The organism is Porcincola sp. LCP21S3_C12, from assembly GCF_052118625.1.
Taxonomy (GTDB): Bacteria; Bacillota; Clostridia; order Lachnospirales; family Lachnospiraceae; genus Porcincola.
In genome coordinates this window covers 1-14,666 of the sequence record NZ_JBQKGW010000021.1, presented here as the reverse complement: position 1 = coordinate 14,666, position 14,666 = coordinate 1, and the positions used below count along the sequence as shown (strand labels likewise).

The window sequence follows — 14,666 nt, the reverse complement described above, 5'->3', positions numbered from 1 at the left end:
GGGAAAGAATTTTAATGTGTATCAAAACGTAACTATAGGAAGAAATCCGAAAACCAAATCGGGGGGGGGTGGACTCTCCTTCATTTGGCGACAATGTAAGTGTTTATGCTAATGCTGTAGTTATAGGAAATATATCAATTGGAAACAACGTGTCAATCGGGGCAGGAGCAGTAGTAACGAAACCGGTGCCAGATAATTGCACTGTTGTGGGAAATCCGATGCGGATTATAAAAAAGAAAGACTAAGGCCCATTACGTGGTTATACAAGATGATGTTCGAAAGAGATAGGAGAGTATATGAGCTTTAAGAGCACCGTACAAAAGAAATTGAATAGTGGTAGCTCAATTAATGCCGATGAACTCTACGTTAAGATTAAACCATATAAGTATGTTTCCTTTGATATTTTTGATACTCTTGTCAAGCGCAATGTAGAAAATCCAACTGATGTGTTCAGACTAATGGAACGTAAAGTTGGTAAAGGTTTTGCAGACAAGCGGATCAGAGCAGAAAGAGAGGCTAGAAAAGGTCTAGTAAATAGTGGCAGAAAGGAAGTAACTATGGAAGATATCTATAGTTACTTCCCTGCATCCGAAAGAAAGAAACTGAAAGATCTAGAGCTAAACACAGAATTTCAGCTTCTTATTCCTAACCGTCCTGTGATAGACGTTTACAATAGATGCTTGAAAGAAGGTAAAACGGTTTTTATCACATCCGATATGTATTGGCCACAGGAAACGACTGAGAGATTGCTCGAAAAAATAGGTGTTGTTTCGTATAAGAGGTTGTACCTTTCGAGTTCGAGGCAGGCCGTAAAAAGTGATGGTTCATTGTTTACTCTTTTAGTTAATACAGAACATATTAATTCAAGGGAATTAATACATATCGGTGATTCCAAAGCTGGCGACTATGCAGAACCTCAAAAACTCGGGGTCAAGGCAATTCAGATACCGAGATATACAAAAAATATTAAGTATCGTGGAGATGAGAACTATTCGTCTCTGCGCATGAACTATCTTAATACTTTCATCAATAACGTTGTGCCCTGTACAAATGATCCATATTACAAATTTGGATTTGCTCAGTTTGGAAAAGTTTTGTGGGGCTATGCAAATTGGATTCATGATGTAGCTAAAGAAAAAGGAATAACGAAGCTCTTTTTTCTTGCAAGAGATGGTTACATTATGAAAAAAGCCTATGATATATGTGTTGAGGACCATTCCATTGAAACAAAGTACCTTGAGGTTTCCAGGAGAAGTCTTCGAGGCCCAATCCTCTGGATGGATTATTCCTTTGAGACAATTCTGAATATGGTAGTTAATGCCAAGCTTGTTTCAATAGAATCTATCTTTGATGGTCTGGGAATGGATATTGATCGTTATCAAGAACAACTGGACCAGTATGGTTTTCATAGGGACACGATATTTGACCGAAGAACTATTTTTTTGGATGAAAAATTAAAGCAGTTGCTTACAGATCTGACAACGGACATTATAGAAAATTCTAAAAAGGAGTATTCACTTCTGACTGAGTATTTGAAACAGGAAGGAGTTTTAGGCAAATTTGGCATTGTAGATATTGGTTATGCCGGAAGCATGCAGCGCTATCTGACGCAAACTCTGAATAAACTTGAGATCCAGCATCAGATCACAGGATTTTATCTTGGTGTCGCTGACTTCTATAAGAAAAATGAAGTGGACGGACTTGATCTGGATTTAAACGGCTATTTGTTTGACTTCAAACATAATCCACACGCTGTTGACTGTCGGAGTTCATTTGTTGGATTATTTGAAACCTTATTTCTAGAGCAAGGTGGCTCTGTTAAAAGATATACGAGAGAAAATGGCCGAGTAGTTGCGGAGAGATATCCATATGAATATTTGAAGGATGGGAAACCTACAGAGGAATATCTGAAAATTAAGGAAATCCAGCACGGAGCCATTGATTTTGTCTCTATAGCATCAGAAGATCCATTATTGAGTGAATTTAAATATAAGTCGACCGAACTTTTTGATGGGATATATAAAATCGGAACAGATCCAAATCCCTACGATTTAAAGCTTTTTGCTGATATGGAGTTTTATGATGAAGGGATCACACAGAGGCTTGCTGCTCCAAAGAGCATGACACATTACATATTACACAAAAACGATTTGAAAAATGATTTTCTACAGTGCCGGTGGAAGATCGGATTTATGAAACGTTTGTTGAAGTTGAACCTCCCGTATCAAAAGATTTATTTAGCGTTACATAGGTTGAGATGAATGGAAAAATATACAATTAATGATGTTTTAGTGGGAATAGTCACTTATAATCCGAATATTGGAAGACTTAAACAGTGTTTGGATGCCATAATAGGTCAAATTACAAACTTGGTTATTTTTGATAATGGTTCAACAAATATTGCTGATGTAAGAACTACCATTAAGGCGGTTTCAGAGAATGCAATTATTCTTGAAAGTAATGATAATAAGGGGATAGCAACCGCCCTCTCGGAGATTATGTTATTTGCTAAAAAGCAGAATTACCGGTGGGTGCTTACGTTAGACCAAGATTCTGTCTTACAGGATAATATAGTTGATTGCTATATTAATACGGCAAATAATCCAAAGTATTTAGATGCGGGAATGTTTACTTGTTTAATTAAAGATCGAAATTTTATAGATACAAAATACGAGGTGCAGTCTCAGTCGGTTATTGAAGTCGAATATTGTATTACTTCCGCAGCTTTTACAAATACCCAAAAGTATTTTCAGACTGATGGGTATGATAAAAAATTCTTTATTGATTGTGTGGATTTCGATATTTGTTATTCGCTCAATGAACATGGATTCAAAATCTATAGGGTCAATAAAGTGGGTATTTTACATGAAGTAGGACATGGTGAGCAATGTAGATTTTTAGGAAAAAAGATTATTGTATACCATGAAAAGCCTTTGAGACTTTATTATTTAACGCGTAATACAATATGGCTCTATAAAAAACACTCATCCTATAAATTCATACGATTGATTAAAAAAGAGCTTGCAATTTTGATGAGAATCCTTTTGTATGAAGATAATAGAAGAAATAAGTTAAAGGCATTTATTAGGGGAGTTCAGGATTCTAGACGATATATATCAGAAAGGTGATTTTATATAGTATGAAGGTAAATTTTATTTTGCCTGGATTAGGTGATTCTGGCGGGATAAAAGTTGTAAATAAATATGCAGAACTGTTCAAAAATAGAAATATCGATGTGATTATTTATGCATCAATTCTTTCAAATAATTTACATAGATATAATTCATCAATTAAAAACATCATACATCAGACGTATTGCACAGGGAAGACCATAGGAACCGCTTTAAGTAATAAAAAATCTATAAAATGGGTTCCTTACATATCTGGAAAATATATTAGGCCAGCTGATGCAACTATTGCTACCATGTGGGCTACGGCATTTGATGTTAATCAGCTCCCAAAGAAATGCGGAAAAAAGTACTACTTCATACAGGACTATGAGGTTTGGGATAATAAGGAGCTTGGAGAGCAATCTTATAAACTTCCACTGCATCATATCGTGATCGCAAAGTGGATCGATAAGATTCTCACAGAGCGACTAGGATGCGAACCAGCGGATATTGTATACAACGGGATCAATACAGAATTCTTTCATCCAGCTTCAAAAAAAGAAGATCATGATGAGATTCGCTGTCTGATGCTTTATCATACATTGTCAAAGAAAGGTGTTGACGATGGAGTAGAAGCATTTAAGAAAGCAAAGATGCAGTATCCTAATCTTTCACTTTCAATGTTTGGAATGTATAAAAAGCCAGAAATAGAATACTTGGATCACTACTATCAGGATCCGAAGAGGGATGAACTTCGAAGCCTGTACCAGCAGGCAGATCTGTTTATATTCCCATCTAGGGAAGAGGGGTGGGGACTTACACCTCTTGAAGCAATGGCTTGCGGATGTCCGGTTGTGGGAACAAATGTTGGGTGCATGACAGAACTGGGAGTCGACAGAAAAAATGTGCTACTAAGTGAGCCAGGAGATGTAAATACTCTGGCAAAAAACATTAAAAAGATCATTGAAGATGCTGAGCTTAGAAAAAAATTATCAAAGAATGGGTCTAAAACAGTGGCTGAACTTTCTTGGGAAAAGTCAGCGGAGAAGTTTATAAATATTTTGGAAGGTTGAACCTGTACTCCTATCAGCGAAGTAGGAAAATGGTACAAATAATATGATTCTTGCAATACTACTTGTTATCATCGGAATATTAAATATATTCTTTAAACGGTCAAAATCACTATTTATTGTAAGCGCAATTTTGATGTGGACAATTATTGCCTTTACATATGGAAATGCTGATGAAGGTATCTATATCAGTAGATACGAAAGCCCGTACAGTTGGTTAGGTAGTTCTGAATTGTTATTTTCTGCAATAATAAATATTTGCAGAGCTTTTAAGCTGAATTTTGTGCAATACAAAGCAGTACTAGCTTTGATATATATGTTATTGACATCAACTACCATATGGAAACTTTCAAAGTATCCGAATGTTGTACTCACATTGTTTTTCTTTTGTCCATTCATCATGAATGTTTCACAGCTCCGATTTGGAATGGCGTCAGCAATTTTAATTTTTAGCTATCGCTATTTGCTACATGATGAAAGCCCTAGGATTGGAAACTCTAAGAGAAACCTTACAGAGAATGATGTGAAGTTTGTACTTTGTGTGATATTGGCTGCATTAATGCATTCCTCTGCAATTTACTGGCTACTATTGCTTATAGCAAAGAAGACTACAGTTAAAACTACAACAATCTGGATGTTACTAATTAATGCGTTTGTATTATTTATTTTTAACCCGTCCAGTGTAGGATGGCTATTGTCTAAACTTGGAGCTCAAAGTAGAATGCTTGCATACTTCAGCAGTGAATATCAGGCATCTGAATATAGGCACTGGGGATGGGCGTTGTTTACAACGCTTCTGATAGGCTTATTAATTATTGTATTGTGCAATATTGTAATAAAAAAGCGTTTTTTATTTCAATATACACAAGATGTAAAAGAATTATTAAAATATAGCATTATGCTTTTGTCGGTTATTTCCTTTATATATCGTTATACAGGTGAAATGTATCGACCTCAGGAAGCATCAATGTTAATGAGTTATATTGTACTAACGAATGCAATTAAAAAGAACAAATTTTTGAAGCTAAAAACTAATTACTACAGCTTTGGAATAGAAAGTGGAGTGTTTTTTATCGCAGCAGTTGGATTCTATATGAAAATAATTATGTACCAGAGCTATCTTACTCTGTGGATGCCGATATTTAATAATAGTTATTTATTTAAATAAACGAAAGAAAACAGTATGACAATGATAAAAGTCATTTAACCATATGATAACATCAAAGGGCATACTTGAAGTTTTTCTGATAGGATGAATTATTGAATCACATACGTATTGTTTGTTGAAGATATATAAATATGAATATTCCGCGGTCAGAGAACCGCGGTTCCGGGTTTAAAGTACTGTTTATTCACAGCAATGATATCGGCATTCCGCGTTAGAGTATCGTTCAATATAAATGATGTCAACCGAAGGATGTAAACAGCTTCTTGCTGCTTTTGGTTACTCATCACCGAGACTATTCTGAGCTGTCAAGAATGCTTTGCACAGTGCTTGTTCTTGACAGCTCAGAGAGGTCCGGTAGCATCCACAAGCCAAGCAGTAAAGGATAGAAAAGCCAGTACAAATCAGCGGAATAACAGTATCATTTTACGGAATCATAGTATCTTGAGTCCGGAATATTCATAAATAGAAATGGAAGGGAGTACCGATGAAAGTAATTGCGTTTTATTTACCACAATATCATACGTTTCCAGAAAACGATAAATGGTGGGGAAAAGGATTTACAGAGTGGACTAATGTAAAGAAGTCTGTTCCTTTATATCGTGATCACTATGAGCCTAGGGTGCCTTTAAATAATAACTATTATAATTTGCTTGATCCAAAAACATTTGCATGGCAAATTGATCTTGCACATAAATATGGCATTTATGGTTTCTGTTTTTATCACTATTGGTTTAGTGGAAAAATCTTGATGAAAAAGCCAATGGAGATGTTTCTAAATAATAAGAATTATAATGAACATTTTTGCATATGTTGGGCAAATGAAACTTGGTCTAGAAGATGGGAAGGGAAAGAAGAAGATGTTCTTATTAAACAAGAACATGGAGATGAGAAAGAGTGGACTGATCACTTTTACTATCTTTTGCCTTTTTTTCGTGACGAAAGGTATATTCGCATAGATGATGAGCCTCTTTTTGTACTATACAAACCAGAGATATTTCCTAATTACATAGAAATGTTTGAACTTTGGAGAACACTCGCAAGAAAAGAAGGCCTTAAGGGGATTAAATTTGCTATTCAAAGTGCTATCTGGAATAATTTAGAGGAATATGATCACAGTAAAGTGGATTACAGGATAATGTTTGAACCTGGATATACTGGACTTCGCAGTGGTCATGATCTTTTGTACAAATTAAGTGAATACAAGTGTAAAGCGTTTAAATTACTTCATAGAAGATATTATATTCATCCGATTGATTATAAATCTTATTGTAGAGATATTTTAAAAAGATCTGTAACTTCTTCTAAATTTATACCAGGTATGTTTGTTAACTGGGATAATACGCCAAGAAAAGGTGACAAAGGTGGTATAACTTTAGAAAATACGCCCGAAACATTTCAGAATACTTTTGAAAAACTGATAATAAAGACAAAAAAAGAATATCAAAAGGATATGATTTTTATCAACGCTTGGAATGAGTGGGCGGAAGGTTGCTATCTAGAGCCAGATAAAAAATATGGTTATGCGTATTTGGAAGCTGTAAGAAAAGCTCTGATAGATAACAACGAAATGCCGAAGGAATATTAATGTTTGGATTTATAAAAGAAAAAGTAAGAAAAAAAAAATATCAAAGGTGCTGGAGAAAAGGAAATCAAGATAATAATACACTACCATTAAATTATTTTGATTTGAAGGCAGTTAAAGTTGGACGTTATACATATGGAGGACTAAATGTATATAATTATAACGTCGGACAAACACTAACTATAGGCTCATTTTGCTCGATTGCGAGTGACGTAATGTTCATCTTAAATGCTGATCATCCGATCAATAATATGTCAACATTTCCATTCCATGTTGATGTATTAAAAGATAAACATTATGAAGCTACTTCAAAAGGAGACATAATCGTAGATGATGACGTTTGGATTGGTTTTCGCTCTACTATTATGTCTGGCGTCCATATAGGCCAAGGGGCAGTAGTGGCGGCAGGTGCGGTTGTCACTAAAGATGTTCCTCCATATGCTATCGTCGGTGGTGTGCCTGCAAAGATTATTAAGTACCGATTTAGTCCTGAAGTCATTGAACAGCTCCTCAAACTGGATTATAGCAAGCTCACGGATGATATGATTCGGGAAAGGATCGATGATCTCTACACATCACTGGATGGTAAATCACCAGAGGAGGTCGAGAAGCTTCTGGCGTGGTTTCCGAAAAATGCTGATAAATAGTGAAAGGATGGCTTGACTTCACTGCATCCTGGAGATACTGGAATGAAATGGATTGCAAAGAAAATAGTAGAGACAATTGAGAGATAGTAGGAAATGCGAAAAGACCATAAAGGAATTTTTTGCATCATTGTAGCACCTTGATTTCATAGAAAGGAATGTCATTCATTATGGCTGAAAATGATATAAAAATTCTTGTGTGTTATCACAAGCCATACAACATATATAAGAATGATTTATACCTGCCCATACAAGTTGGCAGGGCAAGAAATAATTTTGATCTTGGAATCCAAACGGATAATATGCTTAAAGGCAAAGAATGTGACAATATTAGTAACCTTAATCATCTTTTTTGCGAAACTACGGCTATGTACTGGGCATGGAAGAATATTAGAACCCTTTATCCGAACATCAAATATGTTGGACTTTGCCATTATAGAAGATATTTTAGCACGGAGAACCATACAATTTATGATAGGGCAAAAACAGCTATGGAAAAGACAAAAGCTGCAGGAAAGGTATTAACAAATCATCATAATCATACAATTGTCTTAGATACTTGTCACGGAATAAAAACAACAGAAGCCGAACGCTTCCAAAGAAGTGACGATGGATTAAGAAAAGTAATATACTCTTCGGATATCATAGCAACTAAACCTGTCAGAATCTTAAACAGTTCAGTAGAAGACTTTTTCGATACAATAGGACGTGATTATATCGATTTAATGAAGGATATTGTAAAAAATGAGTTTAGTCAGTTCAGTGACTCTTTGAATGATGTTCTAGATGGGTCACTATTAAATGCTGCGAATATGATCATATTGAGAACAGAATTATTAGATGAGTATTGCACCTATGTATTTGGCGTTATGGAACGTCATTTACAGCTAGTTAAGGATAAAGGGATATGCATTGATCCAATGAATGAAAAAATATATAGTAGGATACCTGGGTACTTAGGTGAATTACTTACATGCAGTTACATAAGATTTAAAAGCAATACATGTAAAGTTAATTATACTGGCAAATACTTTGTTGAGGATTAAATGGGCTATGAAAAAGGAGCAGAATAAAGTACATTCAGTCAAGTATAATTTTTTAATGAATTTCATCTTGACTGCCTCTAGCCTATTATTTCCGTTAATAACTTTCCCGTATGTATCTCGTATTCTTCATGCAACGGGAAATGGAAAAGTGAACTTTGCAGCTTCCATTGCTAATTACTTTCTAATGGTTGCTTCGCTTGGGATTCCTACTTATGGGGTCAAGGAATGTGCAAAAGTTAGAGATGATAAGCAACAACTATCTAAGACATCCCAAGAGATACTGATTATAAACCTAATTGCAACGATACTTGTGACAATAACATATCTAATGATGGTTTTTACTGTTCCCCGATTTAGCCAAGATAAAAATCTGTTTTTTATTGAAGGCATCAATATTGTCCTCAATATGTTTGGAGCAAATTGGTTATATCAGGCACTCGAAAAGTATGATTATATTACAGCTAGATCTGTGCTTTTCAAAGCAGTATCCATAATATTGATGTTTGCACTTGTCCATCAAGAATCCGATTATCGTATATATGCGGCAACCACTGTATTTGCATCAGTTGGATCTAATGTAATGAATTTTATTCGTCTTCATAGATATATTAGCTTCAAGAAAGTAGGCGAATATAATCTAAAGCAACATTTAAAGCCAATTTTTATTCTTTTTGCCGGCAATGCCGTTGCGAGCATATATACAAATCTTGATACTGTTATGCTTGGTTTTATGAAAACGAATGCAGATGTAGGATATTACACTGCTGCTGTAAAGGTGAAAAATATCTTGGTAAGCGTTGTTTCTTCGCTTAGCGGAGTACTTCTGCCTCGTATGTCCTACTATGTACAACGAAGGGATAAAAAACAGTTTAATGCTCTTATGACGACAGCTCTAAATGCAACAATTTTTATGTCGATGCCTCTGTGTACATACTTTGTCATAGAAGCAAAAGACAGTTTGACTCTCTTGGCGGGTGCAGAATATATACCAGCAACATTGACAATGCAAATTGTTAACATTTCTATTGTCGCAATTGGCATTACTAGTATTATCGGGATACAGGTCTTGACCCCTATCAACAGAGAGCTTCAACTAATGATTTCTGTTGTTGTTGGCGCAGTTTCTGATTTTGTTTTGAACTGTTTTATGATTCCCAAGTGGGGGGCAGCCGGTGCCGCATTTGCAACAATGATCGCTGAGTATTTGGTGTTGGCAACCCAGTTATTCTTAGGCCATGATGTTGTTGGAGAATCATTAAAACATGTGAGATATGTACGATATGGAGCTACAACAGCGGTAGCGCTGGCGCCGACCATAGCTGTAACTTTTCTTCCTGTTACCAATTCGTTTTTACGTCTCGTAATTACAGCATTGGTATTCTTTGGAGTGTATGCAAGTGTCCTTTATGGAATAAAAGATGAATTATTTTATCGATTTCTTGACAATCGTTTCACAAGAAGGCTAATACGGAGATAAAGATGAATGTTTCGGGTTTAGTGGATGCCACTGTTCACTAAATAATATCAGCATTCTACTCCTGAATACAGATCGATTATTGTAGATAATGTGCAGTATCATATCGCCGCTTCGCGATCTTGAAGATGACTTCAGCAAAATCAAAACAAAGGATAAGATTGGAGAGAGTGGCCATCTCGGTGCTCGCACCAGACTGTATGTCAGATGTGACTTAGGTGAATTTCTTCCCTTCATTCGTGTAGAGATTGAAAGACTGGATTTCACAAAGGTGTCATTCAATCTTAATACTAGTGGGAAAAATGGGGATCTGATCTCTTACAATTATAAATACACTACTGGAATAAAGAGTATCCTGTATTACTTTTTTGAGTAGTGGGTACTGGATCACGCAGTTCTAAGAATCGCAGAGATTTGCGTGAGATTACCCATTCTCCAGTTACTTCCGGACCGGACTTGTCCCACAATTATGAATGTATTGAGGTGAATTTGGTTTATTGCTTAAAAAGTACATATCCATCCTACTTGTAATCCTATCCATCCTTCTCATCATTGCGTTTACGCTGCAACCGGGCTCAGCGTCAGCTGCGCTTGCTATGCATTTTGTTAATGTGATTGCGAAGGTGAATAATAAATTGAATCACACCACGGCAGATTGGTATGCCTTCTACATTCTCGTCCGGAAGTTTGCCCATTCTGTTGAGTACCTGTTGATGGGAGTTGCGTCAAGCTTCTTCCTTGTGTGGGGCAAGAAACGTCCCTTTCTGCTGGCTGTAGTATTCTGCGCGGTTGTGTCGATATGTGACCAGCTTAGTAAGATCGTTGTCCCAGGACGCGAATTCGACATTACAGACATTCCGTTTGATGTGATGGGATATCTGATCGGAATCTTATTCGTGTATGTAGCAAGACATGAGTGGCATAAGTTCAAACTGAGGTGATGAGTTTCACCCCGCTTCTCAATACCCGCACCGTCGCTGCATCCTGAATAAGTAGCGCTGTAGCGACTATCCTGGCAACAGGTGGATGGGGAGGTTATGGCAGCACGGTAGAATAGTAGAACGGTTCCATGCTGCTGCGGCGGGGCAGTAATTGTGTACTTTATTTGTCAACATAGAGCTATAGCCCTGGTGCTGGTAGATCAATTGATCTGCTACGCCGGGGCTTTTTTATTTTTCACTGTCTGGCACAATTTCCATAATGTCTGACACATCACACTTTAAGACAGAGCAAACCTTTAGCAAAACTGATGTTGTGACATTTTCATCCTTTCCTAATTTTGCAAGTGAAGAAGAACTGATCCCAGCTGCGATGCGTAGCTGGGTTTTTGTCATATTACGGTCAATAAGCAGCTTCCATAGTTTTTTATAACTGATTTTCATCAGGATTTATTACTCCTATATTCCAAGACTCTCCATATAGCTCTCTTTCATCATCAGAGAGCTGCAATACTCTATTGTCGTATAAGATCTTCCTGGTTTGTGGACCATATGAATCTTGTTTATCAAAAGCAATGAATATTTGTTTTTCACTCTGGTTGTAGATCTTCATGATTCCGTCGATCGAACCATCGCTGATATTTTTGAGTATAAGTGAATCGTGAGCGATTGCCGGAAGATCGGTCAGAGCAAGAATGGCAAGGTCAAAAATTATCATTCCTTTGAAATTCGAACCTGTTCCAGTATCGTCCGGCGTCTCAAAACGATAGCTGTTATAGTCGTTAAACTGTAGTACCGGAGGCTTATGCGGCTCTGCAAATAGGGTATCATTGTAGGCCTTCATCTGATCGTTTATTGAATCCTGCATATCTGCAAGGATGGAGGCAATGGCTCTTTTTAACATCTTATCAGCGGCTTTTTTCTGTTCCTGAAGTTCTGTTAATGTGAGATAGGCCTGATTCTGGATTCGCAACGCATCCATTTTACCCTTTATCTCAGAGTACCTGACCAGGAATTCTTTTGACAGATTCCCTACAAATCCAAGCTGTCGAATCTGATCATTCAGAACCATTCGCTGGTTCTCCAGGTCGTTTATATCCGACAAAAGGTTCTCACGCTCTGTATTAAACTGGCCGTCAAGGATTTTGGCCAGTTTCTTATGATACTTTTCTATCTCATAAAGCTTCCGCAGGTTTACGGTCGGGAAGAATTTCTGCAATGCTGTCAGGTCTGCCTCTGTTGGATAGACACCATATTCAAGGCTTAGTTTGATGAGCGAGAGTCTTCTTCTCTTGTCATCGATCTGTTCTTCCAGGCGTAAGCGTCTGTCTTTCAGTTCGGATTTTTTCCTGCTCTTTTCAATGTCCTCTTCATTATGTGCTTCCACCTGTTCTGAGGTCAGAGTTTCTAGCCGCATCTTCAATGATTTGATCTCAGCCTCATTTTTTTCATATTGTTCTTTGCCACCCACAAGATTGGATACAAAGTCGTAGGACCGAGCCTGCTTATACGCCTTTAGTTTATCCTCTTGTGCTGTACGGCGGTTGGTATAATCCTCGATTTCCTGATAGCGATTAAAGAGTGCGATCAGCCGGTTAATGGATTTCTCCATGTTATCGCCTGGAATGCCGGCGAGCGGTTTTGTCTCATCAGTATTACCCTTCCCGTAGATGCGGAAGAAGCTGCTCAGCGTTTGCCGGAAATTCAGTCCTTGGAAATCAATGTGGTATTTCTTTTTCAGCCAATCGATATATTGCGCTTTTGTGAAGACTGAACCAGTGAGATTATAGTGTGAATCGCATACCTGTATCTGCTCTGCGTTTTCCGTATTTCTGGCAAAGTAATATTTTTTTCCATCGAATTCAAACGTAAAGAAAATAGTATGATGTCCTATATGTTTTACACCATCGCTGCTGATGTATGTATTGCCGCCAAACACAAAGTCAATGGCGAGAAGGGCAGAAGACTTGCCGATTGAGTTCGCGCCGTCCTCTTTGCCAAGAACAACATTGAGACCAGGTTTAAATTTGATCGGAGGCCGTTCTTTCCCTTTCTCTCTAAACGCTGGAGAGCTTATTTCTTTAAGCATGTATACACCTCACCTTCAGAATTGATATCTACAGAACGAAGCGCATAGAGACAGTCCATCACAGAAAGAAAATCCGTAGGATCTGCCAATGACTGCCGCATAGATGTGTATAGATCAATAACCTTTATCGGGCCAAACTGCAATAGTTCAAGCACTCTCGGGATTAAAGCGAGAGTGCTTTTTTCGTATGGGTAGAGTTTGCTTGGCAACTGCATTAGAACACCTCGCATCTTTGTATAAAGTAGGAAACCACAATCTGGCAGTAGATATCTTCCTGCAAAGTTACTCTCTGTATCTTTCGGGAAATCTCATTGAAGATCTCTGCCTTACTTTTCTTTGCTTTTGAGAGCCTCCTGTAGATTCCCTTCATCTGATCCTGTACTTCTTCATAATCAATCAAATTTTTCTTATCCAGGTTAATCATAATCTGGTTGATCTTATTGAAGTAGGTAGTTACATATGTCCTCACGGAAATATAGAGTGCGATGTCAACAGTAGGATCAATCTTTTTTGTCAGATCTTTTGGATCAAGCGCTGCTTCCGCAAGATCTTTTTCTTTTAATTTCTTTATCCGCGTAACTACCCCAGTAATCCCTGCTTCAAGAGGAAGGTCTTCCAATGTCTCGATGCTTTGTTCATGTGTGGAGAGCACGCTCTTTTTTGCTTCCAGCTCTTTTTGCAGTTTTGGATTGTCGTCCATTTGATAGTTGGCAGCACAGTTCGGACACATGGCAAGTAGGTTCTCTGGTGTCGGGTCCTTGGTCTTATCAATGAGGCTAACCTCATAAACAGGGACCGACTGGCTGTTACGAACGGCAATCAACCGCCTGCCGCAGATCGGGCAGAAGTTGTCGGCCTCTGCAAGAAGATAATTACCATATTTCATTTTCAGATCTGAAGATTGCTGTTCCCATCTTTGCTGCGACAGCTGATCCTCTGATACAAAACCTGCTTTCTTTCGTATGCATTCGATGATCCAACCTGCTGCTTTGTCTGCGACATTGGATTCATTGACAGATGGATCATACGAAGAAAAGTCTTTGGCCATTGCCTCTCGCGTACCTGAAGGGCATTCATTTATCCGCTCAATTAAATACTCTTCCTTTGTACGATACATGATCTGGCGTGCAAGTTTCGCGGAAAGTCCTCTTTTTGAATAATTTATCAAAGTATCGTCAGACACCCTGTCTGGATTGGACGGATCTTTCTTTGTGTCCCAGTCTTTCTCAGATACATCGGTGAGCATAGAGATGAGGTCTCGCATAAAAGTCGGAGTGTCTTCACCGTCCGATAGGTACTTTTTCAGAATTTGAAATATTGTCTTGAATTCCACGAGGCCATGCTCCCTTCTTCGTTTGACCCACGATGACCCGGCTTGACCCAAACGAGACCTGTTTCAAAAAGCCAATTTCCTATAATCACAGTAGTTCAAAAGCCTCAACTGTAAAACGAGATGCAACCCCTCTCGTTCTGGCCTGAGGCCATAATGGTTACTAATCAAATACCTGCCGGGAGGTTGCATCCCGGCTTGCAAAGAGATCAGTC

14 protein-coding genes are annotated in these 14,666 nt (G+C 37.7%); 10 read left to right on the top strand and 4 right to left on the bottom strand.

Going from position 1 to position 14,666, the window contains the following annotated elements; all coding sequences use genetic code 11:
- Positions 1 to 68: 68 nt before the first annotated feature.
- The 10 genes from ACTQ1N_RS10505 to ACTQ1N_RS10460 all read left to right on the top strand — a co-directional run bounded on the left by ACTQ1N_RS10505 (position 69) and on the right by ACTQ1N_RS10460 (position 11,035).
- Positions 69 to 245: a serine O-acetyltransferase gene (locus ACTQ1N_RS10505; RefSeq protein ID WP_441956706.1), complete on the top strand. Its 177-nt coding sequence runs from the start codon at positions 69 to 71 to the stop codon at positions 243 to 245.
- 51 nt (positions 246 to 296) lie between these two features.
- A complete protein-coding gene (locus tag ACTQ1N_RS10500; protein WP_441956705.1) occupies positions 297 to 2,261 on the top strand; it encodes a hypothetical protein in 1,965 nt (654 codons plus the stop codon).
- On the top strand, positions 2,262 to 3,128 hold the full coding sequence (locus ACTQ1N_RS10495; protein ID WP_277067367.1) for a glycosyltransferase: 867 nt from the start codon (positions 2,262 to 2,264) through the stop codon (positions 3,126 to 3,128). It abuts the gene before it with no gap.
- A gap of 11 nt (positions 3,129 to 3,139) precedes the next feature.
- Positions 3,140 to 4,183: a glycosyltransferase family 4 protein gene (locus ACTQ1N_RS10490; RefSeq protein WP_277067366.1), complete on the top strand. Its 1,044-nt coding sequence runs from the start codon at positions 3,140 to 3,142 to the stop codon at positions 4,181 to 4,183.
- A 43-nt stretch (positions 4,184 to 4,226) separates the two neighbouring features.
- On the top strand, positions 4,227 to 5,348 hold the full coding sequence (locus ACTQ1N_RS10485) for an EpsG family protein (RefSeq protein WP_277067365.1): 1,122 nt from the start codon (positions 4,227 to 4,229) through the stop codon (positions 5,346 to 5,348).
- 484 nt (positions 5,349 to 5,832) lie between these two features.
- Positions 5,833 to 6,933, top strand: coding sequence for a glycosyltransferase WbsX family protein (locus tag ACTQ1N_RS10480; protein WP_277067364.1), 1,101 nt, complete (start codon positions 5,833 to 5,835; stop codon positions 6,931 to 6,933).
- The gene (locus ACTQ1N_RS10475) at positions 6,933 to 7,577 is read left to right on the top strand and encodes a DapH/DapD/GlmU-related protein (RefSeq protein WP_277067363.1); all 645 of its coding nucleotides are present in this window, start codon (positions 6,933 to 6,935) and stop codon (positions 7,575 to 7,577) included. The genes ACTQ1N_RS10480 and ACTQ1N_RS10475 overlap by 1 nt, the downstream gene beginning before the upstream one ends.
- Positions 7,578 to 7,744: 167 nt before the next feature.
- Complete coding sequence (locus ACTQ1N_RS10470) at positions 7,745 to 8,620, top strand: DUF4422 domain-containing protein (RefSeq protein WP_277067362.1); 876 nt, start codon at positions 7,745 to 7,747, stop codon at positions 8,618 to 8,620.
- Positions 8,621 to 8,627: 7 nt separating this feature from the next.
- Positions 8,628 to 10,097, top strand: coding sequence for a flippase (locus tag ACTQ1N_RS10465; RefSeq protein WP_441956704.1), 1,470 nt, complete (start codon positions 8,628 to 8,630; stop codon positions 10,095 to 10,097).
- 494 nt (positions 10,098 to 10,591) lie between these two features.
- Positions 10,592 to 11,035 carry a VanZ family protein gene (locus ACTQ1N_RS10460; protein WP_441956703.1) on the top strand — a complete coding sequence of 148 codons (444 nt, stop codon included), beginning with the start codon at positions 10,592 to 10,594 and terminating at the stop codon, positions 11,033 to 11,035.
- Between the two features lie 228 nt (positions 11,036 to 11,263).
- On the opposite strand, the gene ACTQ1N_RS10455 is transcribed toward ACTQ1N_RS10460, so the two are convergent.
- Genes ACTQ1N_RS10455 through ACTQ1N_RS10440 form a run of 4 tightly spaced genes read right to left on the bottom strand, consistent with a single transcriptional unit; the run spans position 11,264 to position 14,454 of the window.
- Positions 11,264 to 11,476 (bottom strand): helix-turn-helix domain-containing protein, encoded by a 213-nt coding sequence (locus ACTQ1N_RS10455; RefSeq protein ID WP_108774902.1) that lies wholly within the window; start codon positions 11,474 to 11,476, stop codon positions 11,264 to 11,266.
- Complete coding sequence (locus tag ACTQ1N_RS10450; RefSeq protein WP_441956702.1) at positions 11,460 to 13,121, bottom strand: DUF2326 domain-containing protein; 1,662 nt, start codon at positions 13,119 to 13,121, stop codon at positions 11,460 to 11,462. The genes ACTQ1N_RS10455 and ACTQ1N_RS10450 overlap by 17 nt, the downstream gene beginning before the upstream one ends.
- Positions 13,106 to 13,336 (bottom strand): ABC-three component system middle component 7, encoded by a 231-nt coding sequence (locus ACTQ1N_RS10445; protein ID WP_108774908.1) that lies wholly within the window; start codon positions 13,334 to 13,336, stop codon positions 13,106 to 13,108. The genes ACTQ1N_RS10450 and ACTQ1N_RS10445 overlap by 16 nt, the downstream gene beginning before the upstream one ends.
- A complete protein-coding gene (locus tag ACTQ1N_RS10440) occupies positions 13,336 to 14,454 on the bottom strand; it encodes an ABC-three component system protein (RefSeq protein ID WP_441956701.1) in 1,119 nt (372 codons plus the stop codon). Before ACTQ1N_RS10440 ends, ACTQ1N_RS10445 begins: the two co-directional genes overlap by 1 nt.
- Between the last annotated feature and the right edge of the window lie 212 nt (positions 14,455 to 14,666).